We start from the raw sequence: 21769 nt of genomic DNA on the forward strand, positions 1-21769 counted from the left end.
GCACGCCACGAAGCGATTGGAAAGACGGGGCCTCAACGATCCTCAAAACGCGGCGGTCGCCGTTCAAGGAAAGCGTCGACCGCCTCCACATGATCGCGCGTATGGTGGGCGAGCGCCTGATAAGCGGCCGACAGTTCGAGCACCGCCTTCAGGCTCAGATCCTGCGCTTCTCGCATCAATCGCTTGCTCAGCCGTGTGGCGTGGCCGGGATTGGCGGCGATCCGGTCCGCGATCGCCCGAGCGCGCGGAAGCAGCGCTTCGGCCTCGGCAAGCTCGCCGACCAGTCCGTAATCGAGCGCGGTGGCGGCATCGATCGTATCGCCGGTCAGCGTCATCATCGCCGCCCGCGACTGTCCCACGACGCGTGGCAACAGCCAGGCCCCGCCGTCCCCGGGCACGAGGCCGAGCTTGGCGAAGCTGTGCGCGAAGTTGGCCGATCGTGACGCGATCCGGATGTCGCACATGCAGGCAAGGTCGAGCCCCGCCCCCACTGCCGGCCCGTTGATCGCGGCGATCACCGGCACTTCCAGCTCCCACAAGGCGAGCGGGATCTGCTGGATGCCGGTCCTGTAACGATCGCGCAGTTCATAGGGGTTGCCTTTGAACAGCCCTTCGCGCGCCTTCATGTCCTTGACGTTGCCACCCGCGCAAAACGCCGATCCCGCGCCCGTCAGGATCACTGCACGAACCGAGCGATCGGCGCTGACCTCCGCACAAAAATCGACGATCGCGCGGAAATCGGTGTCGGTGGTGAGCGCATTGCGCTGCTCGGGTCGGTTGAGCGTGGCGGTGACGACCGGGCCATCGCGCTCGACGATCAGGAAGGGGGACAAGGCGATCTCCAAAGGCAATATCGTAGTTAGGAACTTGTCAAAGCTTGCGCGCTAGAAGCAACCGTTGGCGGACCCGCTTCGGGCCGGCAGGACATGATGGTGCGTATGAGTGCGTTCGGCAAACGGGGTTCGATGACCAATGGCGCGCGGCCGGCTTTCGGCGTCGCGCGTCCGATGCAGGGTGGGCCGGCGCCGCTCGCGGGGGGGGCTCAGTTCCCGCCGTTGTCGAGCGATCCGTTCAACGCGTCCGCCCTGAACGGCGGCGATCCCTTCGCCGCTGTCGAGCAGGCTTTCAGCGCCGCGGATCCCTTCGCGGACCTGCCCAGCTTCAACGCCGAACCGACACCGGTGATGGGCGACGCGGCCGAAGACGCCGCCAAGCCGCGCTATCAGGATGCCATGACCCGCCTCGCCATCCGCGAGGCCGCGTCGGGCGAGGCCGGCAAGTCGAAGGTCGAGGGTTTCGAAGCCTCGATCCACAAGATCAAGGAGCAGGTGCTTCCCCGCCTGCTCGAACGCGTCGACCCCGAAGCCGCCGCGACGCTCAGCAAGGATGAACTGGCCGAGGAATTCCGCCCGATCATCGGCGAAGTGCTGGCCGAACTGCGCATCACGCTCAACCGGCGCGAGCAGTTCGCGCTCGAAAAGGTGCTGGTTGACGAACTGCTCGGCCTCGGGCCGCTCGAGGAGTTGCTCGGCGATCCGCTGATCACCGACATCATGGTCAACGGCCCCGACCAGACCTATGTCGAGCGCAAGGGCAAGCTGGAGCTGGCCAATGTCCAGTTCCGCGATGAGGAGCATCTGTTCCAGATCGCACAGCGCATCGTCTCCAAGGTCGGCCGCCGCGTCGATCAGACCACGCCGCTCGCCGACGCGCGCCTTGCCGACGGCAGCCGCGTCAACGTGATCGTTCCCCCGCTGTCGCTGCGCGGCACCGCGATCTCGATCCGCAAATTCTCGTCCAAGCCGATCACGCTCGACATCATGGCCAAGGGCGGATCGATGAGCGAGCGTATGTCGACCGTCCTCAAGATTGCGGGTGCGAGCCGCTTCAACGTCGTCATTTCGGGCGGCACCGGCTCGGGCAAGACGACGATGCTCAACGCGCTGTCGAAGATGATCGACCCCGGGGAACGCGTCGTCACGATCGAAGACGCAGCCGAACTCCGCCTGCAGCAGCCGCATTGGCTGCCGCTCGAAACCCGTCCGGCGAACCTTGAGGGCCAGGGCGCGATCACGATCCGCGACCTTGTCGTCAACGCGCTGCGTATGCGCCCGGATCGCATCATCCTGGGCGAAATCCGTGGCAGCGAGTGTTTCGACATGCTCGCCGCGATGAACACCGGCCACGACGGATCGATGTGCACGCTCCACTCCAACAGCCCGCGTGAAGCGCTGGCGCGTATGGAGAACATGGTGATGATGTCGGACATCAAGGTGCCCAAGGAAGCCATCAGCCGCCAGATCGCCGACTCGGTCGACCTGATCGTTCAGGTCAAGCGCCTGCGCGACGGTTCGCGCCGCGTGACCAGCATTACCGAGGTAATCGGCATGGAAGGCCCGGTGATCATCACGCAGGAGCTGTTCAAGTTCGAATTCCACTCGGAAGACGCCGAGGGGAAGATCGTTGGCCACTACACGCCGTCGAACCTGCGCCCCTACACTCTGGAAAAGGCGCGGCAGTTTGGCTTCGACCAGCCTTTGCTCGAGGCGTGCCTGAACGACTAAAACTCCTCCCCGTCCCAAGGAGGAGTTCACTGCCGCAAGCTTAGCCGCCAGCCCACGTTGAAGCGCCACTGCTTGTCATACCCCGGATAGGGACGGTCGATCGCGCGGGCAGCTTCGAGGAACAATGCCGCCTTCGTCGAATAAGAGATCCGCGCGCCGCCCCCCGCCGAAGCGAGATCGTAGGTGGCGCTCGGGAAGATGACGTTCCGTACGATACCATCGGTGAACAATTGCGGGATCGGCCCGCGTTCGACGATGGTGATCCGCGAGTAATCGCCGAAGCCGTAGATCTCGGTACCCGCGAACTTGCCGCTCTTGATCGGCCGATAGGCGATCTCGGCCAGTCCCGCCGCGCCGCGATCTCCGCTCAGCAGCGCGATCTCGAAGGCGCGACCGAATTCGTCGCCGCCCACCGCGAAGCGCTCCGCCGCCGCGAGCCGATCCTTGGTGTACTGCCCCGACACGCGGAGCCGGGCGACCATCCGCTTGCCGATCATCTGGTCGATCGTTGCGCGGGCGTTGATCTTGGTGAACTCCTTGTCCGCAAATGCCTCGATCGCGCGTGCACCCAATATGTCCAGCCCCTTGCTGACGGTGATGCCGCCGGTGATCGTCCGCTTTGGCTTCGTTTCGACATAGCCGGCGGCGGCGCGCAGCGCGCGGGTCCGTTCGCTCGATATCAACTGGCCGAAGGCGGCATTATCGCTGTTGAGACCATCGATCGTCCCCGACAGTGTCAGGTTGCGTGTGTAGCTGCGGATCAACGGAAAGCTGTAAGTCAGGCCGGCAATCTGCGCCTCGCCTTCGATCACCGATCTGCGCGGCTTGGTCTTGAGATAACCGAACGATGCCGTCGCCCGCCCGCCATCGCTGCCGATCGGGGTCGAATGCGCGATCGAAGCATATTTGAAGTTCTTGAAATTGATCGATGCCGCCGCCGTCACGTCGGTCTGGTCACCACCGCGCAGCAAGCCATAGAGCTTCGCGTTCGCGGTGATCTGCCCACCCTTGTAGGTGGCCGAGGCGCGATTATCGAAGCTGGTCGAAAAATCGTGCTTCTTGTCGGTGATGGTCAGCACGATCCGCACCATCCCGCGCCGCGATCCCTGGACGATCTGGATGTCGGTCTTGGTGCCCGGAACATCCTGGATCAAGGAGATGTAGCGTTGGAGCCGGGTCTTGCTCAGCACCTGTTCGCCCTTCAGATGCGCCGCGATCTCGGTGATCAGCTTGCGCGCACGCGGCCCGGACTTGTCGGTGACGATGACCTGTTCGACCTGCCCTTCGATCAGCAAGATTTTCAGCATGCCGCTCGACAGATCCTGCTCGGGGATCAGCACTGAATAGAGCGCGACGTCGGCTTTGGCATAACCGTCGGACACCGCCTTGGCGACGTTGATCAGGTTCTGCCGGGTGGCGGGCTGCCCGATAAAGGGTTCGGCGGCGCGGGCCGCCGAAGCAGGCGCCTTGGTGCCGATGAACTGGATGCCCCGGATGATCGTGTCGGTCCGCTCGGCGCCGCCTTCGACTTCGGCGGGGGCCGCCGATGGCGCTTCCTTGGTTTGCGGTGTGGTGGGCGTCACCGGCTGGACGCGATCGGGTCGGTTGCGATCAAGAATGAGCGGCGATTGCGCCTGCGCCACGCCGCCGAGCAGAGTCGCGCCGGCGAGCAGGCTCGCGGCGGACGTGCGGGTCCACCTGTTCATGCTGAAGTCCCCTTGGAAATGCCCCGAAACAAGACGGAGGAGGCGACCGGCCCCTTAACCGGCCGCCTCGTCCCTCATCGGCCGCCGCTGCGGCCGAGAAGGCCCTGGACGAGCCCTTGGACAGGCACGGCCCCGACCCCGGCGGGGGAGGCCGCGTTGGTGACGGGCGCGGCCACCGCAGTGACCGTGCCCTGCACGGCACCCAGCACGTTGCCGACCGTACCGGTGACCAGATTGCCCGCCGACGCGACACCCGCCGTGACCGCCGAGCCGGTCGCCTGGGTCGGCGACAGCACGCTCGCCCCGATCGCGGGATTGGAGCCGCCATCGAGCAAGGTCGCATTGCCGACCTGCACCGTCGCCAGACCGTTCGCCGGAATAGCGCCCGAGGGCAATGCGCCGGTCACCGTCTGGACGACCTGCTGGACGGGGGCCACGACCGCGCTTGCCGGAACCGCGGCACCTGCCCCGGCGCCAGCAACCGGGCCGACCGCTGCCGTCACCAGATTGCCACCCGCGCCGACGCCCACAGTGGCCAGACTACCCGCCGTCTGGGTAGGAGACAGCACGCTGACGCCGACTGCCGGGGTCACGCCCGCCGATCCGAGCACCTGCGTCGTGCCGGCTGTCACGCCCGCAACCTGGCCAAGCCCATTCGTGACCGGAGCAAGGGTGCCGGGCAGATTGCCGCCGACCGCGCCATTGCCCGCGCCAAGCGGGGTCACGACTGCGTTGACCAGGTTGCCTGCCGCATCGACGCCGACAGTCGCGAGCCTGCCCGCATTCTGCGTCGCCGAGGCGAGACTGACACCGACCAGTGGGTTCGCCCCGGCCGGGAGGATGTCCTTGCCCAGCACGTTGAGCGACACGGCCTGTCCGACAGCACCAGTCAGCCCGTCGACCAGAAATTGCTGGCCATTGCCGGTCTCGACGAGCGCCTGCCCAGTCGACTTGATCACCTGAGCGACCGTACCGACGATCGGCACCGATCCCGGCACCGCATTGTCGACGGCCTGCACCAGCGTCGGCGTCTGGCTCTCGACACCCAGAACCGCATTGCCGGCCTGGACGAGAACGGGCCCGAGCGGGCCGGGGTTCGAGGGATTGCCCACGTTGGGGAGTAGCCCGGTGTCGGCGACGCCGCCCGGGCCGATCAGGCCGGGAACCGGCAAGTTCGCAAGCGACAGGCCACCCTGCCCGCCGCCATCACCCGTTCCGCCCGTGCCGCCTGTTCCACCACCGGTTCCGCCCGTGCCGCCTGTTCCACCACCGGTTCCGCCCGTGCCGCCTGTTCCGCCACCGGATCCGACACCGGTGCCACCCGATCCCGTTCCTCCGGTGCCGCCCGAACCGCTACCAGTACCGGTGCCGCCGGACCCGCTTCCGGACCCATTGCCTGATCCAGAACCGGAACCGCTTCCGTTATCGACGGGGGTCGAACCGTTGCCATCACCCGTTCCCGCGCCGGCCCCGGCGCCTGCGCCAACCCCGGCAAGCCGAAGTCCGCCACTGCTCTCACAGCCCGACAGCGCCATTATTGCAACCGTTGCCATGAACAGGGATGTTAATTTACGCGAACCTTGCAACATCGCTACCTCCACCGATTGAGGCTTAAGTAAGTTTTGGACGAAAGCGACGTTCCCTCACCTCCGATTTCGGACGCAATTGTTCGATAAGGGGTTTTGCGTAATGGTTTTTTCGTTGGGATAGCAAAAAAACGAACGTATCATCCGACCACCCAGAGTCGGCGCCGCATTCAGGACGGCTTAGAGTAAGTCCAATAATCCCGTCATCGGGAGGCGAAGGTGCTGACAAATCGTGACACGATTACAAATAAATCCATGTTAATATCGCACGGACAGTTCGATATTCGCGATCTCGATTCCCAGTCATTACTTGGGTCGCTTCCAGCGCCCCGGCGCGACAGCGATTTGGGTGAGCGCGATGCGCTGCGCAGATTCACGCGCCGTGCGCTCAAGCTCCATGCGGAATTCTCGCGTGAGTTTCCACGTCCGGTCTTCGGCAATGCCAATTGGGTCATCCTGCTCGCCTGTCTCGATGCGCTGCTGAACGGGCGGATGCAGTGCGTGAAGCAGATCCGCGCCATGCTCGACGAATCGAGCACTGCGGTCCTTCGCCGGATCGAAGCGCTGGAGAAGCGCGGCATGATCGGCCGACGGCGCGATCCCGACGATGGGCGGCGCACCCATGTGCTGCTCACGGTTTCGGGGTATCAGACCATGGCCCAGCACCTGCCGCGCCTGTTTTCTGAACCAACGGCCGACCCGGATCCCGCCCGACATTAGACGCCGTCGCAACCAGCGCCCGGTCTCAAGCGTTAAACCATTGTTCAGCCGGGAAAGCGCAACGATCGTTTCCGATGCGTGCCGATCCCGGCTATGACGCAATAAGACTCTATCGAAGGCGCTCCCCATGCCGTTCCCGACCCGTTTGATCGCCGCCGTCGCGCTTCCTCTCGCGCTGGCCACCCTCGGCGGCTGTGCGCAGCCTTTCAAAGCCAATGTCTCCCGCTTCCAGGCGCTGCCCGTGCCGGAAGGTCAGACCTTCACGATCGTGCCGACCGATCCGCGCAACGAAGGCGGCCTCGAGTTCCGCCAATATGCGCAGCAGGTGAGCCAACGCCTTGCCTCCTACGGCTATCGTCCGATCGAAGGCGGAGACAAGCCGCAGTTGGTCGTCCAACTCGATTACGGGATCGATCATGGGGTGCAGAAGACGGTGTCGCGCGGCGGCGGCGGCATGGGCTGGGGTGGTGGCTGGGGCGGCGGCTTCGGCCCGGGTTTCGGCCCCTATGGTCGTCGTTGGGGCTACGGGTCGGCCTTTTACTATGGCTGGGATCCGCTGTGGTATGATCCGTTCTTCGACAACCGGATCGATACCTACACGGTCTATACCAGCTACGTGAACCTCACGATCGAACGCTCGGTCGACAAGCAGCATCTGTTCGAAGGCAAGGCCAAGGCCCGCTCGCTCGACGATGCGCTGACCAAGCTGGTGCCGAACCTGATCGAGGCGCTGTTCACCAACTTCCCCGGTCAGTCGGGCGAAGAGGTGCGCATCACGATCGCGCCTGACAAGAAGTAAGACGACCTCCAGCTCGTCATTGCGAGCGTAGCGAAGCAATCCATTCCGAACTGCGGAGTGGATTGCTTCGTGGCCTCCGGCTCCTCGCAATGACGAGGGATTTGCCGCCAGCCTCACCCCACCCTAAGTAGCCCCCATGCCGCGCGCGCATGTGCTTCTCCTCAACCCGGCTCTCGGGCCGCTCGATTATCGTGCCGATCGCGAACACGCGGTCGAGCCGGGCAGCGTCGTGCTCGCGCCGCTGGGTCCGCGCCAGATGGTTGGCGTGGTGTGGGAGGAGGAGAGCCTTCCCTCGGCCGATCAGGTCGGCGACAATCGCCTGCGCCCCCTGCTCGGCGTCTATGACGTGCCGCCCATCCAGGCGCCGCTCCGTCGGCTGATCGAATGGACGTCGAATTATTACCTGGCGCCACCGGCGGCCGTGCTGCGCATGGCCCTTCCCTCATCGAGCGCGCTCGACGGATCGCGGACGATCACCGAATATCGGGCAACCGGCGTGGCGCCCGATCGCATGACCCCGCAGCGCGAACAGGCGCTTGACCGCATCGGCCAGCGGCAGGGGCTGATCCGCGAACTCGCGACGATCACCGACGTCTCCGAGGCCGTCATCCGCGGTCTCGTGAAAACCGGTGCGATCGAGGCGGTGACAGTGTCGATCGACACGCCCTGGTCTTCGCCCGATCCCGATCATGCGCCGCCCGACCTCTCGGACGAGCAGCAGCTGGCCGCCGGTATGATCACCGACGCGGTAAAGGCGCGCGAATTCCACCCCTTCCTGCTCGACGGCGTCACCGGATCGGGCAAGACCGAGGTCTATTTCGAGGCAATCGCCGAGGCATTGCGGCAGGACCGGCAGGTGCTCGTCCTCCTGCCCGAAATCGCGCTGACCGAGCCCTTCCTCAAACGGTTCGAGGCGCGCTTCGGCCATCTGCCGGTCGCATGGCACAGCGAGTTGCGCCAGTCGCAGCGTCGACGCGCGTGGCGCGGGCTGGCGATAGGCGATGCGAAGGTGGTGGTCGGTGCGCGATCGGCCTTGTTCCTGCCCTATCGCGATCTCGGCCTCATCATCGTCGACGAGGCGCACGAGACGAGCTTCAAGCAGGAGGACGGCGTCCTCTACCACGCCCGTGACGTCGCGGTGATGCGGGCCAAGCTGGAGGCAATCCCGGTCGTCCTGGCCTCCGCCACCCCCGCGATCGAGACGCGGCAACAGGCGGCAATCGGGCGCTATACCGAGCTCAAGCTCACCGCCCGCCATGGCGCCGCGGAGATGCCCGAAATCATCGCGATCGATCTTCTGCAGGAGCCGCCACCGCGTGGACGCTGGATCGCGCCATCGTTGGTCAAGGCGATGGCTGAGCGGATCGAGCGCAAGGAGCAGAGCCTGCTGTTCCTCAACCGACGTGGCTATGCGCCGCTGACCTTGTGCCGCTCGTGCGGACACCGCTTCCAATGCCCGAACTGCACCGCATGGATGGTCGAGCATCGCCTGCTCCAGCGGCTCCAATGCCACCATTGCGGGCACAACATGCCCCCGCCCCGCGCGTGCCCCGAATGTAAGGAGGAGGATGCGCTGGTCGCCTGCGGCCCCGGCGTCGAGCGCATCGCCGACGAGGTCGCCGCGCTCTTTCCCGATGCGCGCGTCGTGATCGCGACCTCCGACACGCTCAACACGCCGGCGCGCGCCGCCGAATTCGTGGAGCGGATGGAGGCGGGCGACGTCGACGTGGTGGTGGGCACCCAACTGATCACCAAGGGCTATCACTTTCCGGAGTTGACGCTGGTCGGCGTGATCGACGCCGATCTGGGCCTTTCGGGCGGCGATCTGCGCGCGGCAGAACGCAGCTTCCAGCAGATCGCACAGGTCGCGGGACGTGCGGGGCGCGGCGAGAAGCCCGGAACCGTCTATATCCAGACCCACTCGCCGGGCGCGCCCGTGATCCAGGCGCTGCTGTCGGGCGATGTCGCGAGTTTCTACGAGGCCGAGACCGAAGCCCGGCGCATGGCCGACGCACCGCCCTTCGGCCGATTCGCCGCGATCATCGTCTCGTCCGAAAAGCTCGACGACGCGACATCGGCGGCGCGGCTGATCGGGCGGAGCGCGCCGCGGGTCGACGGGATGCACGTCTTCGGCCCCGCCCCCGCCCCGCTGGCGATGCTGCGTGGGCGTCATCGCCAGCGCCTGCTCGTCCACGCCCGCCGCTCGCTCGACGTGCAGGATGTTATGCGCGAGTGGCTCGGCGCGCTCGAATGGCCACGTAGCGTTCGTGTCGCCGTCGATGTCGACCCCTATAGCTTCCTCTAGGCAGCATGCCTTGCGTTCACTAGATCGGCGATAATGGCTGACGATCGCCCGATATTGATGTTCGATTCCGGCGTGGGCGGGCTTTCGGTCCTCGCGCCGACGCGCGCGCTGCTTCCGCAGGCATCCTATGTCTACGTCGCCGACAATGGCGGCTTCCCCTACGGCACCAAGACCGAGGCGGAGATCGCCGCCCGCGTGCCGGCTTTGCTCGGGCGGCTGGTGGAGCGATATCGCCCGCGCCTGGTGGTCATCGCGTGCAACACCGCGTCGACGATCGCGCTGGCGGCGGTCCGTGCCGCGCTCGACGTGCCGGTGGTGGGAACCGTCCCCGCCATCAAGCCCGCCGCCGAACAGTCGAAGGCGCGTGTCATCGGCGTGCTGGGCACCGACGCGACCGTGCGCCAACCCTATGTCGACGATCTGTCGCAGCGCTTTGCCGCCGACTGCACCGTGCTGCGCCACGGCTCTGCGCGGCTCGTCGAACTGGCCGAGGCCAAGCTGCGCGGCGACTCCGGAGACCTGCAGGAATATCGCGCGGTCCTTGGCGGGCTGACCGATCACCCGGGGGGCGACCGCATGGACATCGCCGTCCTCGCCTGCACCCATTTCCCGTTGGTCGCCGACGAACTGGCCGCCGCCGCCCCGCATCCGATCACCTTTGTCGACGGCGGTCCGGGCATCGCACGACGGGTCGCCTTTCTCACGCAGGGACAGGCGTGGCCGGATAGCCCGATCGGCCAGGCATTGTTCACCGCCCCGGCCGATCTTTCCGACGCTTTCAGACAGGAACTTGGGCGGCGCGGCCTTCCGTCCGTCGCAACCCTCTGAACTCGCGAATCGTTCTCACTGGAAATTGGAAAGCCAAGGTCTTAAAGAGCCCGAAGATTCAGCCCGTTGGAGGGGAACGGGCCGGGGCGGGAGCACCGAGTTTGGATTACCAGCGCGTATTTACCCAGGCGATCGACCGGCTGCATGCCGAAGGCCGTTACCGGGTTTTCATCGATATCCTGCGCAACAAGGGCATGTTCCCCAATGCGCGCTGCTTTGCGGGCCATAACGGTCCCAAGCCGGTCACCGTATGGTGTTCGAACGATTATCTCGCGATGGGCCAGCACCCCAAGGTGATCGCGGCGATGGAGGAAGCCCTCCACGACGTCGGCGCCGGTTCGGGCGGCACACGCAACATCGGCGGCAACACGCACTATCACGTCGATCTCGAGTTCGAACTGGCCGACCTGCACGGCAAGGAAGGCGCGCTCCTCTTCACCTCGGGCTATGTCTCGAACGAAGCGACGCTGTCGACACTCGCCAAGGTTCTGCCCGGCTGCATCATCTTCTCGGACGAGCTCAACCACGCCTCGATGATCGCAGGCATTCGCAATTCGGGCTGCGAGAAGCGCGTTTGGCGCCACAATGACCTCGCCCATCTTGAGGAATTGCTGGCCGCCGCCGATCCCGACGCGCCCAAGCTGATCGCGTTCGAAAGCGTCTATTCGATGGACGGCGACGTCGCCCCGCTTCACGCGATCTGCGACCTGGCCGACAAATATAACGCGCTCACCTATCTCGACGAAGTCCACGCGGTCGGCATGTACGGCCCGCGCGGCGGCGGCATTTCGGATCGCGACGCGGCGGCCGACCGGATCACGGTGATCGAAGGAACGCTGGGCAAGGCGTTTGGTGTGATGGGCGGCTACATCGCGGCCGACCAGGTGATCATCGACGTGATCCGCAGCTACGCGCCCGGCTTCATCTTCACGACATCGCTGTCGCCGGTGCTCGTCGCCGGCACGCTGGCGAGCGTGCGCCATCTCAAGTCCTCCTCGGCCGAGCGCGAGGGCCAGCAGGCCGCCGCCGCGACGCTGAAGCGGATGTTCGCCGAAGCGGGCCTTCCGGTAATGGACACCGTGACCCACATCGTGCCGCTGATGGTCGGCGATCCGATCAAGGCCAAGCGGGTCTCGGACATCCTGCTCGCCGAATATGGCGTGTACGTTCAGCCGATCAATTACCCGACCGTGCCGCGCGGCACCGAGCGCCTGCGCTTCACCCCCGGCCCCGCCCACAGCGAAGAGATGATGCGCGAACTCACCGACGCCCTCATCGAAATCTGGGAACGCATGGAAATGAAGCTGGCGGCGTAAGCCGTCGGTATTCCAACCGCTTACGTACAAACTTTAGCGGTGCGTTAACCATATCCCGTCACGATCATCCGCAAATCACTGGATGATCGCGCCATGACCGTTTCGCTTTCAGGACTCTCGACCAGCCTCTCGACGTTGCTCGGCCAATCGTCGGGCAGCGCTGCAACCGAGGGCGTGCCGGCACTGACCTACAGCAAAACGGGCAAGAGCAGCAGCGCGACCGCAGCCCCTTCGCCCAACGGCGTCACCATCTCGGCGGCTGCGAAGGCCGCTGCGGCGGATGTCGCCGACAATGCGAAGGAGTTTGCGACCGTCGGCAAGGAAACCCGCGTCGCGCTCGACGCCGCCAAGAAAGCGGGCAAGGGCGCGGACCTGTCCGAACTGTCGGGCCGCGCGCTGGCCGCGATGGTTCTCGACAAAAGCGATCAGTTCAGCGCGGGGGAACGGGCCGCCGCGAAGAAGCAGCTCAACCAGCGCACGCGCAACGACTTCATGAGCACCGTGGGCAGCTCGGCATCGCTGACCAGCCTCGCCAATTACAACCAGCTGATGATCAGCGATTATGATTCGATGAGCGTGGAGGAACGCGAGGTGCGCGGCTGGACTGCCCAGACCCGCAGCCAGGCGGCCGCATTCGTCGCGACCGCTTCGAACACGTCGACATCGTCTCTTTTCGATCTTCTGAACCAACAAGACTAAGCCCATTCGGACCGGCTGCAAAACAGCTGTTCCAATCGGGTTGCATCGCGTGCCCCCCCCTGCTAACCGGCCGGCCAACATGCGGGGACGCCCTCTCAGGCGCCCCCTTTTCCGCATGGACCGAAATCCAATCGGGGGATTGAGCGCGCGTGGAGAATTCCGGCGGTATTCAGGCTAGCCTCAGCGGACGTTATGCGACCGCATTGTTCGAGCTGGCCCGCGAAGAGAAGGCGATCGACGCCGTCTCCAACAGCCTTGCTGGCCTGAAGGCCGCGTTGACCGAATCGGACGATTTTCGTCGTCTGACGACCAGTCCGCTGATTGGTCGCGACGAAGCAGTGAAGGCCGTCGCCGCCGTGGCGACCGTCATGAAGCTCGACGCCATCACCACCAAGTTCGTCGGCGTCCTCGCGCAGAACCGCCGCCTGCATCAGCTGAGCGCCGTAATCCGCGTGTTCGGCCAGCTCGCGGCGCGCCATCGCGGTGAGACCACCGCCGAAGTCACCTCCGCCCACCCGCTTGAGGCCGAACAGGTCGAAGCGCTGAAGGCGAAGCTCAAGAGCCAGCTGGGCCGCGACGTGGCGGTCGACCTGACGGTCGATCCCGCGCTCCTCGGCGGGCTGATCGTCAAGATCGGTTCCACGCAGATCGACGGCTCGATCCGCACGAAATTGAACACCCTCGCGATTGCGATGAAAGGCTGAAAATGGACATCCGCGCCGCAGAAATCTCCAAGGTCATTCGCGACCAGATCGCCAGCTTCGGTGCCGAAGCGCAGGTCTCCGAAGTCGGTCAGGTGCTGTCGGTCGGCGACGGCATCGCCCGCATCCACGGCCTCGACAACGTCCAGGCCGGCGAGATGATCGAGTTCGCCAACGGCATCCAGGGCATGGCCCTCAACCTTGAAGCCGATAATGTCGGCGCCGTGATCTTCGGATCGGACGCGCAGATCAAGGAAGGCGATATCGTCAAGCGCACCGGCACGATCGTCGACGTGCCGATCGGCAAGGGCCTTCTCGGCCGCGTCGTGGACGGCCTCGGCAATCCGATCGATGGCAAGGGCCCGATCGAATATACCGAGCGTCGCCGCGTCGAGGTGAAGGCCCCCGGCATCATTCCGCGCAAGTCGGTGCACGAGCCCGTGCAGACCGGCCTCAAGGCGCTCGACGCGCTCGTCCCGGTCGGCCGTGGCCAGCGCGAGCTGATCATCGGTGACCGTCAGACCGGCAAGACCGCCGTCGCGATCGATGCCTTCATCAATCAGAAGACGGCCAACCAGGGCCCGGACGATTCGAAGAAGCTGTTCTGCATCTACGTCGCCATCGGCCAGAAGCGCTCGACCGTCGCGCAGATCGTCCGCCAGCTCGAAGAAAATGGCGCGATGGAATATACGATCGTCGTCGCCGCCACCGCTTCGGATCCCGCTCCGCTGCAGTTCCTCGCGCCCTACACCGGCTGCGCGATGGGCGAATATTTCCGTGACAACGGCATGCACGCCGTCATCGTCTATGACGATCTGTCGAAGCAGGCGGTCGCCTATCGCCAGATGTCGCTGCTGCTGCGCCGTCCGCCGGGCCGCGAAGCCTATCCGGGCGACGTGTTCTACCTGCACAGCCGCCTGCTCGAGCGCGCCGCGAAGCTCAACGACGACAACGGCAATGGCTCGCTGACCGCACTGCCGATCATCGAGACCCAGGCGGGCGACGTGTCGGCCTACATCCCGACCAACGTGATCTCGATCACCGACGGTCAGATCTTCCTCGAAACCGATCTGTTCAACGCGGGCATCCGCCCCGCGATCAACGTCGGCCTTTCGGTGTCGCGCGTCGGTTCGGCTGCGCAGACGAAGGCGATGAAGAAGGTCGCGGGCTCGATCAAGCTCGACCTCGCCCAGTATCGCGAAATGGCGGCGTTCGCGCAGTTCGGTTCGGATCTCGACGCTTCGACCCAGAAGCTGCTCAATCGCGGCGCGCGCCTGACCGAGCTGCTCAAGCAGCCGCAGTTCAACCCGCTGCCTTTCGAAGAGCAGGTCGTGTCGATCTTCGCCGGCGTGAACGGTTATCTGGACGCCTTCCCGGTGACCGCGGTGACCCGTTTCGAAGCGGCGTTCCTGGCCGAGCTGCGCTCGCGTCATGCCGATCTGCTGACCGCGATCCGCGACAGCAAGGATCTGTCGGCCGACAGCACCACGGCGCTCAAGTCGGCGCTCGACGCCTTCGTGAAGACTTTCGCCTGAACGTGATTGGCGCCCCCGCACCTTGCGTGCGGGGGTGACGACTAAGGGAAGCAGATGCCAAGTCTGAAGAGCCTCAAGGTCCGCATCACTTCGGTGAAGTCGACCCAGAAGATCACCAAGGCGATGAAGATGGTCGCCGCGGCGAAGCTGCGTCGCGCCCAGTTGGCGGCCGAGGCCGGACGGCCTTATGCCGAGCGGCTGAACGCGGTGATGGCCAGCCTCGCCTCCAAGGTGACGATTGGTCCGAATTCGCCCAAGCTGCTGGCCGGCACGGGCAATGATCAGTGCCACATGCTCGTGGTCGCGACGTCCGAGCGCGGCCTCGCCGGTGCGTTCAACACCAATATCGTCCGCGCCGCCCGCAAGAAGGCCGACGAGCTGATCGCGCAGGGCAAGACGGTGAAGTTCTACCTGATCGGCAAGAAGGGCCGTCCGGTGATCTCGCGCCTCTTCCCCGGCAAGATCGTCCATCAGGTCGATCAGAGCCACATCAAGAACGTCGCATTTGCCGACGCGCATGAAGTGGCCGAGGATCTGATCGCGCGCTTCAACGGCGGCGAATATGACATCGCGCATCTGTTTTTCGCCAAGTTCAAGTCGGCGCTGGAGCAGATCCCGACCGAATTGCAGATCGTGCCGGTGCCATTGGCCCCGGCCGCCGAAGCGACCGGCGTTTCCGCCGCCGTCGAATATGAGCCCGACGAGGACGAGATCCTGGCCGAGCTTCTCCCCCGCAACGTGGCGGTACAGCTGTTCCGCGCGATGCTGGAAAATGCCGCATCGGAGCAGGGCAGCCGCATGACCGCGATGGACAATGCGACCCGCAACGCCGGCGACATGATCAACAAGCTGACGATCCAGTATAACCGGACCCGTCAGGCGGCGATCACGACCGAACTCATCGAAATCATTGCTGGCGCGGAAGCGCTGTAAGTAGATCAGGCAGGCAAGGAAGACATCATGGCAACCGCCCCCACCACCAACAGTGTCGGCCGCATCTCGCAGGTCATCGGCGCCGTCGTCGACGTCAGCTTCGATGGCGAACTGCCGGCCATTCTGAACGCGCTCGAGACGAAGAACGGCGAAAACCGCCTCGTCCTCGAAGTCGCGCAGCATCTGGGCGAGAAGACCGTCCGCACGATCGCGATGGACGCGACCGAAGGTCTGACCCGCGGCCAGGAAGTGACCGACACCGGTTCGCAGATCCGCGTGCCGGTCGGCCCGAAGACGCTCGGCCGCATCCTCAACGTCATCGGTGAGCCGATCGACGAGCGTGGCCCGGTGAACGCCGAGCAGACCGCTCCGATACACGCCGAAGCCCCGCTGTTCATCGATCAGTCGACCGAAGCGGCGATCCTCGTCACCGGCATCAAGGTGATCGACCTCCTCGCGCCTTATGCGAAGGGCGGCAAGATCGGCCTGTTCGGCGGCGCCGGCGTCGGCAAGACCGTTCTCATCCAGGAACTGATCAACAACATCGCCAAGGGCCATGGCGGCACCTCGGTGTTCGCGGGCGTCGGTGAGCGCACCCGCGAGGGCAACGATCTCTATCACGAGTTCCTCGACGCAGGCGTCATCGCCAAGGATGCCGACGGCAACCCGACCAGCGAAGGTTCGAAGGTCGCCCTGGTGTTCGGCCAGATGAACGAGCCGCCGGGCGCCCGTGCGCGCGTCGCTCTGTCGGGCCTGACGATCGCCGAATATTTCCGCGACGTGGAAGGCCAGGACGTGCTGTTCTTCGTCGACAACATCTTCCGCTTCACCCAGGCGGGTTCGGAAGTGTCGGCGCTGCTGGGCCGTATTCCTTCGGCGGTTGGCTATCAGCCGACCCTGTCGACCGACATGGGCGCGCTGCAGGAGCGCATCACCTCCACCACCAAGGGTTCGATCACCTCGGTGCAGGCGATTTACGTGCCCGCCGACGATCTTACCGATCCGGCGCCGGCAACTTCGTTCGCTCACCTGGACGCGACGACCAACCTGAACCGCGCGATTTCGGAGCTGGGCATCTACCCCGCCGTCGATCCGCTCGACTCGACCTCGCGCATGCTCGAGCCGCGCATCGTCGGCCAGGAGCATTACGAAACCGCTCGTAAGGTTCAGGAGACGCTGCAGAAGTACAAGTCGCTGCAGGACATCATCGCGATCCTGGGCATGGACGAGCTTTCGGAAGAAGATAAGCTGACCGTTCAGCGCGCCCGCAAGATCCAGCGCTTCCTGTCGCAGCCGTTCCATGTCGCCGAAGTCTTCACCGGCATCAGCGGCAAGTTCGTGTCGATCGAAGACACGGTGAAGTCGTTCAAGGCCGTCGTCGAAGGCGAATATGACCACCTGCCCGAGGCCGCTTTCTACATGGTCGGCGGCATCGAAGAGGTGATCGAGAAGGCCAAGAAGCTGGCCGCCGAAGCGGCGTAACCTTCTTTTCCCTTACAACCCTCTCCCGCGTGCGGGAGAGGGCTTAGGAACGATATATGGCAGACCTGCACTTCGAACTCGTCACCCCGGAAAAGCTCCTCCGTTCGGAGGAAGTGTATATGGTGGTGGTTCCTGGCACCGAGGGCGATTTCGGCGTGCTCGCGGGGCATGCCCCGTTCATGTCGGTGGTCCGCCCGGGTGAGCTGTCGATCTATTCGAACCTGACGACGGTCGTCTCGCGCATCCGCGTTGAGGGCGGCTTCGCCGAGGTCAACGAAAAGGGCCTGACGGTCCTCGCCGAGCAGGCGACCGAGGCGTAACGCCTTTCGGGGAGGCTGGGCCCTCCTCGCTGTCTCGATGGAGAGAATGAAAGCGGCGTCCCTCACGGGGCGCCGTTTTCGTATGTGGAGGATATCGGCGCCGCCCCTCCTCCCTTTCTCGTCATTGCGAGCGTAGCGAAGCAATCCATTCCGCAGTTGGGAGTGGATTGCCGCGTCGCCTTCGGCTCCTCGCAATGACGAGGGCGTGGGTAGAGCGAAGCCGTCATCCCAGTGAAGGCCGGGATCTCAGCGGGCTCTTGCGACGAACTTGCCTCCCCACCTCCTGAGATCCCGGCCTCCGCCAAGATGACGGACGGCGGGCACGAAAAAGGGGAGGACGTCGCCACCCTCCCCTTCATCATTTCGTCGGCAGGGCGATCAGGCGCCTTGCGGTGCCGCTTCGCCCCAACCGCCGCCACCCGGGCGCTTGCTCTTCGGGATCGACGAGCCGCCACCGCTCAGCGCGATCGGCTGACGATGCGCATTGTCGTCGCGGCCGATATCCTCGCCCTTGATAACGCGCTTGGCTTCCTCACCCGACAGCGTCTCATATTCCAGCAGCGCGGTACCCAGACGGTGCAGCTCGTCGAGATGCTCGGTCAGGACAGTGCGGGCGACATGCTCGCCTTCCTCGACGAAGCGCCGGACTTCCTGATCGATCAGGCGGGCGGTTTCCTCCGATACATTCTGATTGCGCGCGACCGAGTGGCCGAGGAAAACCTCGTCCTGATTGTCGCGATAACGCAGCCAGCCGAGCTTTTCGGACATGCCATATTCCATCACCATCGACCGGGCCATGTCGGTGGCCTGCTGGATGTCGTTGGATGCACCGGTGTTAAGTTCATCCGCGCCGTAAATGATCTGCTCGGCAATGCGGCCGCCGAAGCACAGCGCAAGGCGCGCCTTCATCTGCTTCATCGTCATCGAATAACGATCGCGTTCGGGCAGGTTCCAGGTGACGCCCAGCGCGCGGCCGCGTGGAATGATCGTGACCTTGTGCAGCGGATCGCAGCCCGGGACATGCAGCGAAACCAGCGCGTGACCCGCCTCGTGATAAGCGGTCGCCTTCTTCTCTTCCTCGGTCATGACCATCGATTTGCGCTCGGCGCCCATCATGACCTTGTCCTTGGCTTCCTCGAACTCCTTCATCGCGACGAGGCGCTTGCCCTTGCGGGCTGCGAGCAGCGCGGCTTCGTTGGCGAGGTTGGCGAGGTCGGCGCCCGAAAAGCCCGGCGTGCCGCGTGCGATCGTGCGCGCATTGACATCAGGCGCCAGCGGCAGCTTCTTCATGTGGACGGCCAAGATCTTCTCGCGGCCCTCGATGTCGGGGCGCGGGACGACGACCTGGCGATCGAAGCGGCCCGGACGCAGAAGCGCGGGATCGAGCACGTCGGGGCGGTTGGTCGCCGCGACGATGATGATGCCCTCGTTGGATTCGAAGCCGTCCATCTCGACCAGAAGCTGGTTCAGCGTCTGTTCGCGCTCATCATTGCCATTGCCGAGGCCGGCACCGCGATGACGGCCGACCGCGTCGATTTCGTCGATGAAGACGATGCACGGCGCATTCTTCTTCGCCTGCTCAAACATGTCGCGCACGCGGCTCGCCCCGACACCGACGAACATTTCGACGAAGTCCGAACCCGAGATTGTGAAGAACGGGACGTTCGCCTCACCTGCAATCGCACGCGCGAGCAGGGTCTTGCCGGTGCCCGGCGAGCCGACGAGCAGCGCGCCCTTCGGAATCTTGCCGCCGAGGCGAGCAAACTTGGTCGGATCCTTCAGGAAATCGACGATCTCCTGCAGTTCCTCGCGTGCTTCATCGATACCCGCGACATCGTCGAAGGTGATGCGGCCATGCTTTTCGGTGAGCATCTTCGCGCGGCTCTTGCCGAAGCCCATCGCGCCCGATCCCGCATTCTTCTGCATCTGGCGCATCACGAAGAAGGCGATGCCGAGGATCAGCAGGAACGGCAGCGACTGATAGAGCATGATCATCCAGAAGCTCGTCTGCTCCTCCGGCTTGGCGCGGAAGGTGACGTTCTTTTCGGACAGGCGCTGGATCAGCATCGGATCGCTCGGCGCGTTGGCCGAAAATGCGGTGCCGTTGTTATACTTGCCGGATACGACCCCGTCGCCAATGTCGACCTCACGCACCGCGCCTTCATTCACGCGGGCGAGGAACTCCGAATAGGCGATCGCGTTACCGCCCGCCTGCCGCGAAGAGCTTTCGAACATCGAGACGAAGAGAACGAGCGCGAGCAGGATACCAATCCAGATCGCAAGGCTCTTCATCCACGGATTCGGCTGCTGGGGCTCTTTCTGGTCGCTCATTCTCTGGGGTCCGCCTTTCGTGCGGTATGAAGATAGGCATTCGAGGGTTAATGACAATGCACCCGGTCACAAGACGGACCGATTTCAGCGCCGTTCAGGCGCCTTTTGGACGAGCAGCCTGTCGCCGGGCTGAAGGATCAGCCCACCAATGCTGGCCGGTAGCCCATTTTCGAGGCGATCGAGCAGAGTATCGAGGCTAGGCCCGTCCGCAGGCGAATCAGCACGCGCGATCAATTTTGCGAGCACGCGACGGGCGATGTCGCGCGGCAGCCCATCGATATCGGCGACGATCACGTCGGTTTCGAGCGAGCAGCGCGAACGGATGACCTCCGCCGCCACCCAATCGAGCGCGGCTTCGCCTTGCGCCAGATGATGCGCAGTGGCGACGAGCCGGACGGGATCGATCCAGTCGGTTTCGGCAAGAAGCGCGCGCGCACGGGTGCGGTCGTGCCGAGGATCGCGGTTCGAAGGGTCGTCGACGGTGGGCACGGCCGACGCGATCGCGACGAGGTCCGCGCGGCGCCAACCGAGAAGCGGCCGGATCAGAGCCAGGCCCTCGCCCAGATCGCGCCGCGCACGGATACCCGACAGCCCGCCAAGGCCGCTGCCGCGTGCGAGCCGCATCAGCATCGTTTCCGCCTGATCATCGGCATGGTGTGCGGTAAGGAGCGCCGTCCCCCCCTGCCCTCGTGCCCAATCGGACAGCGCAGCATAACGGGCGTCGCGCGCCTGCGCCTGGATGCTGGCACCCGGCGTGACGTCGACCGTCAGGATCGCGTGCGCAATGCCCAGACTTTGGCAGGTGTTGGCAACGAGTTGAGCCTCGGCTTTCGCCTCTGGCCTCAATCCGTGATCGACAGTCGCCGCAACAACACGCTCGGAAAAGGCCGCGGCTGCAAGCAGCAGCATCGCCATGCTGTCCGGCCCGCCCGACACCGCGAGAGCCAGACCGCCCCCGCCGCACAAAGCCTCGACGTCTGCCCGAAACCGGGCGATCAGAGCGTCGGGGATCAGGCCAGGTGCCTCACGGACATTTGGCATCGGCCTTTCCCTTGGCGACCAGATCAGCGAGGCCGCCGGTCACCTTGTCCGGATATTTGGACGCAAGCACTTCATAGGCCTGACACGCCTTGTCTGGCAGCGGCGGTTTCCGCTTCATCAGCGCCTGCGCCATATAGACGTAGCTGTGCGGCGCGCGCTCGCCCGCTTCGTCCTTCGTATTCTCGAAGAATTCGCGGATCGCCTCGTTATACTGGCCGTTGTCGAGATAGGCACGACCGGCAAGGTTACGAGCATAGCTCGCATATTTGTTCTTCGGATATTTGGTGGCCATCGCCTTCAGCGCGGTCGCGGCCTCCGGAAACTTCTTCGCCGTCCACAGATCGTAGCCCGCCATATAGGCGTCCTTGCCCGGATCGCCGCTGGGCGCTGTCGCGGGGGCCGCCTCGGCCGTGGCGGGCGCAGGCGTGCCGCCGGTTGCGCCCTTGGGGGCCGGCGGAACTACATAAGGCAGGGTTGCGCCCGGAGCGGCGCCAGCAACGTCCGCTGGCGGCGCGGCGGCAGCCTTCAGCTTCGCGACATCTTCAGTCAGCTGGCGAACCTTGAAGCTGTTCTGCTCCATCTGGCCCGTCATGTCGGCCAGAGTTCGTTCTAGGGCATCGACGCGGCGCATCAGATCAGCCAATGGCGCATCGGAGGGCATTCCAGCTGGCATTGGCACGGCCGTCGGTGCCTTGATCTCGGGCTCGAAATATTGCTGCGCCCCGCCGGGGAACACCTTGCGTTGGACGGCGCGCATCTCTTTTTCCAGCACGCCGACACGGGATTCGACGGTCGCGGGCGGCGGCGCGGCAAGCGCCGGCACGGCCGAAGAAAGAAGCAGGAGGGCGGCAAACGCCTTGGTCATCGCGGGAAACGTCCTTGAAGCGCGGGGAGTTATCGCCG

General features: G+C 64.8%; 18 protein-coding genes. 12 read left to right on the plus strand and 6 right to left on the minus strand.

The annotated features are described in order from the left end of the window. Window positions 1-32: 32 nt before the first annotated feature. Window positions 33-833, minus strand: a complete 801-nt coding sequence (locus FYJ91_RS18670) for a crotonase/enoyl-CoA hydratase family protein (protein WP_149523844.1) — start codon at window positions 831-833, stop codon at window positions 33-35. Window positions 834-938: 105 nt separating this feature from the next. Between FYJ91_RS18670 and FYJ91_RS18675 the strand changes: the two genes are divergently transcribed. Continuing rightward, window positions 939-2564, plus strand: coding sequence for a TadA family conjugal transfer-associated ATPase (locus FYJ91_RS18675; protein WP_246152750.1), 1626 nt, complete (start codon window positions 939-941; stop codon window positions 2562-2564). A gap of 26 nt (window positions 2565-2590) precedes the next feature. On the opposite strand, the gene FYJ91_RS18680 is transcribed toward FYJ91_RS18675, so the two are convergent. Both FYJ91_RS18680 and FYJ91_RS18685 read right to left on the minus strand, forming a co-directional pair. Continuing rightward, the gene (locus FYJ91_RS18680; RefSeq protein ID WP_149523845.1) at window positions 2591-4270 is read right to left on the minus strand and encodes a ShlB/FhaC/HecB family hemolysin secretion/activation protein; all 1680 of its coding nucleotides are present in this window, start codon (window positions 4268-4270) and stop codon (window positions 2591-2593) included. Between the two features lie 74 nt (window positions 4271-4344). Continuing rightward, the gene (locus FYJ91_RS18685) at window positions 4345-5823 is read right to left on the minus strand and encodes a hypothetical protein (protein WP_181008587.1); all 1479 of its coding nucleotides are present in this window, start codon (window positions 5821-5823) and stop codon (window positions 4345-4347) included. Window positions 5824-6075: 252 nt separating this feature from the next. Here FYJ91_RS18685 and FYJ91_RS18695 point away from each other — a divergent pair, with 252 nt between their 5' ends. From FYJ91_RS18695 to FYJ91_RS18745, 11 genes are all read left to right on the plus strand, one after another. Next, complete coding sequence (locus tag FYJ91_RS18695) at window positions 6076-6576, plus strand: winged helix DNA-binding protein (protein WP_149523848.1); 501 nt, start codon at window positions 6076-6078, stop codon at window positions 6574-6576. 127 nt (window positions 6577-6703) lie between these two features. Beyond that, window positions 6704-7375 (plus strand): DUF4136 domain-containing protein, encoded by a 672-nt coding sequence (locus tag FYJ91_RS18700; RefSeq protein WP_149523849.1) that lies wholly within the window; start codon window positions 6704-6706, stop codon window positions 7373-7375. 136 nt (window positions 7376-7511) lie between these two features. Then, window positions 7512-9680: a primosomal protein N' gene (locus FYJ91_RS18705; protein ID WP_149523850.1), complete on the plus strand. Its 2169-nt coding sequence runs from the start codon at window positions 7512-7514 to the stop codon at window positions 9678-9680. 33 nt (window positions 9681-9713) lie between these two features. Further along, window positions 9714-10508: a glutamate racemase gene (gene murI / locus FYJ91_RS18710; RefSeq protein WP_149523851.1), complete on the plus strand. Its 795-nt coding sequence runs from the start codon at window positions 9714-9716 to the stop codon at window positions 10506-10508. A gap of 101 nt (window positions 10509-10609) precedes the next feature. Continuing rightward, the gene (gene hemA / locus FYJ91_RS18715) at window positions 10610-11824 is read left to right on the plus strand and encodes a 5-aminolevulinate synthase (RefSeq protein WP_149523852.1); all 1215 of its coding nucleotides are present in this window, start codon (window positions 10610-10612) and stop codon (window positions 11822-11824) included. Window positions 11825-11917: 93 nt separating this feature from the next. Beyond that, window positions 11918-12523, plus strand: a complete 606-nt coding sequence (locus tag FYJ91_RS18720; protein ID WP_149523853.1) for a hypothetical protein — start codon at window positions 11918-11920, stop codon at window positions 12521-12523. A gap of 149 nt (window positions 12524-12672) precedes the next feature. After that, window positions 12673-13227, plus strand: coding sequence for a F0F1 ATP synthase subunit delta (locus FYJ91_RS18725; protein WP_149523854.1), 555 nt, complete (start codon window positions 12673-12675; stop codon window positions 13225-13227). 2 nt (window positions 13228-13229) lie between these two features. Then, window positions 13230-14759 carry a F0F1 ATP synthase subunit alpha gene (atpA, locus tag FYJ91_RS18730; RefSeq protein ID WP_149523855.1) on the plus strand — a complete coding sequence of 510 codons (1530 nt, stop codon included), beginning with the start codon at window positions 13230-13232 and terminating at the stop codon, window positions 14757-14759. A gap of 54 nt (window positions 14760-14813) precedes the next feature. Then, window positions 14814-15692, plus strand: coding sequence for a F0F1 ATP synthase subunit gamma (locus tag FYJ91_RS18735; RefSeq protein ID WP_149523856.1), 879 nt, complete (start codon window positions 14814-14816; stop codon window positions 15690-15692). A 27-nt stretch (window positions 15693-15719) separates the two neighbouring features. After that, window positions 15720-17174, plus strand: coding sequence for a F0F1 ATP synthase subunit beta (atpD, locus tag FYJ91_RS18740; protein WP_149523857.1), 1455 nt, complete (start codon window positions 15720-15722; stop codon window positions 17172-17174). A 56-nt stretch (window positions 17175-17230) separates the two neighbouring features. Then, window positions 17231-17494 carry an ATP synthase F1 subunit epsilon gene (locus FYJ91_RS18745; protein ID WP_149523858.1) on the plus strand — a complete coding sequence of 88 codons (264 nt, stop codon included), beginning with the start codon at window positions 17231-17233 and terminating at the stop codon, window positions 17492-17494. 378 nt (window positions 17495-17872) lie between these two features. Here FYJ91_RS18745 and ftsH read toward each other — a convergent pair whose 3' ends face one another. From ftsH to FYJ91_RS18760, 3 genes are all read right to left on the minus strand, one after another. Next, a complete protein-coding gene (ftsH, locus tag FYJ91_RS18750; protein WP_149523859.1) occupies window positions 17873-19825 on the minus strand; it encodes an ATP-dependent zinc metalloprotease FtsH in 1953 nt (650 codons plus the stop codon). Window positions 19826-19909: 84 nt separating this feature from the next. Beyond that, window positions 19910-20866 carry a tRNA lysidine(34) synthetase TilS gene (gene tilS / locus FYJ91_RS18755; RefSeq protein WP_149523860.1) on the minus strand — a complete coding sequence of 319 codons (957 nt, stop codon included), beginning with the start codon at window positions 20864-20866 and terminating at the stop codon, window positions 19910-19912. After that, window positions 20850-21731, minus strand: coding sequence for a tetratricopeptide repeat protein (locus FYJ91_RS18760; protein ID WP_149523861.1), 882 nt, complete (start codon window positions 21729-21731; stop codon window positions 20850-20852). The genes tilS and FYJ91_RS18760 overlap by 17 nt, the downstream gene beginning before the upstream one ends. Between the last annotated feature and the right edge of the window lie 38 nt (window positions 21732-21769).

Source organism: Sphingomonas montanisoli (assembly GCF_008274695.1).
In the GTDB taxonomy this organism is placed as follows: domain Bacteria; phylum Pseudomonadota; class Alphaproteobacteria; order Sphingomonadales; family Sphingomonadaceae; genus Rhizorhabdus; species Rhizorhabdus montanisoli.

Excerpts from the sequence above, each read along its gene's own strand:
- FYJ91_RS18675 (WP_246152750.1), top strand. The coding sequence starts at position 939 with ATGAGTGCGTTCGGCAAACGGGGTTCGATGACCAATGGCGCGCGGCCG.
- FYJ91_RS18680 (WP_149523845.1), bottom strand. The coding sequence starts at position 4,270 with ATGAACAGGTGGACCCGCACGTCCGCCGCGAGCCTGCTCGCCGGCGCG.
- FYJ91_RS18685 (WP_181008587.1), bottom strand. The coding sequence starts at position 5,823 with ATGGCAACGGTTGCAATAATGGCGCTGTCGGGCTGTGAGAGCAGTGGC.
- FYJ91_RS18700 (WP_149523849.1), top strand. The coding sequence starts at position 6,704 with ATGCCGTTCCCGACCCGTTTGATCGCCGCCGTCGCGCTTCCTCTCGCG.
- FYJ91_RS18705 (WP_149523850.1), top strand. The coding sequence starts at position 7,512 with ATGCCGCGCGCGCATGTGCTTCTCCTCAACCCGGCTCTCGGGCCGCTC.
- murI (WP_149523851.1), top strand. The coding sequence starts at position 9,714 with ATGGCTGACGATCGCCCGATATTGATGTTCGATTCCGGCGTGGGCGGG.
- FYJ91_RS18720 (WP_149523853.1), top strand. The coding sequence starts at position 11,918 with ATGACCGTTTCGCTTTCAGGACTCTCGACCAGCCTCTCGACGTTGCTC.
- atpA (WP_149523855.1), top strand. The coding sequence starts at position 13,230 with ATGGACATCCGCGCCGCAGAAATCTCCAAGGTCATTCGCGACCAGATC.
- FYJ91_RS18735 (WP_149523856.1), top strand. The coding sequence starts at position 14,814 with ATGCCAAGTCTGAAGAGCCTCAAGGTCCGCATCACTTCGGTGAAGTCG.
- atpD (WP_149523857.1), top strand. The coding sequence starts at position 15,720 with ATGGCAACCGCCCCCACCACCAACAGTGTCGGCCGCATCTCGCAGGTC.
- FYJ91_RS18745 (WP_149523858.1), top strand. The coding sequence starts at position 17,231 with ATGGCAGACCTGCACTTCGAACTCGTCACCCCGGAAAAGCTCCTCCGT.
- ftsH (WP_149523859.1), bottom strand. The coding sequence starts at position 19,825 with ATGAGCGACCAGAAAGAGCCCCAGCAGCCGAATCCGTGGATGAAGAGC.
- tilS (WP_149523860.1), bottom strand. The coding sequence starts at position 20,866 with ATGCCAAATGTCCGTGAGGCACCTGGCCTGATCCCCGACGCTCTGATC.
- FYJ91_RS18760 (WP_149523861.1), bottom strand. The coding sequence starts at position 21,731 with ATGACCAAGGCGTTTGCCGCCCTCCTGCTTCTTTCTTCGGCCGTGCCG.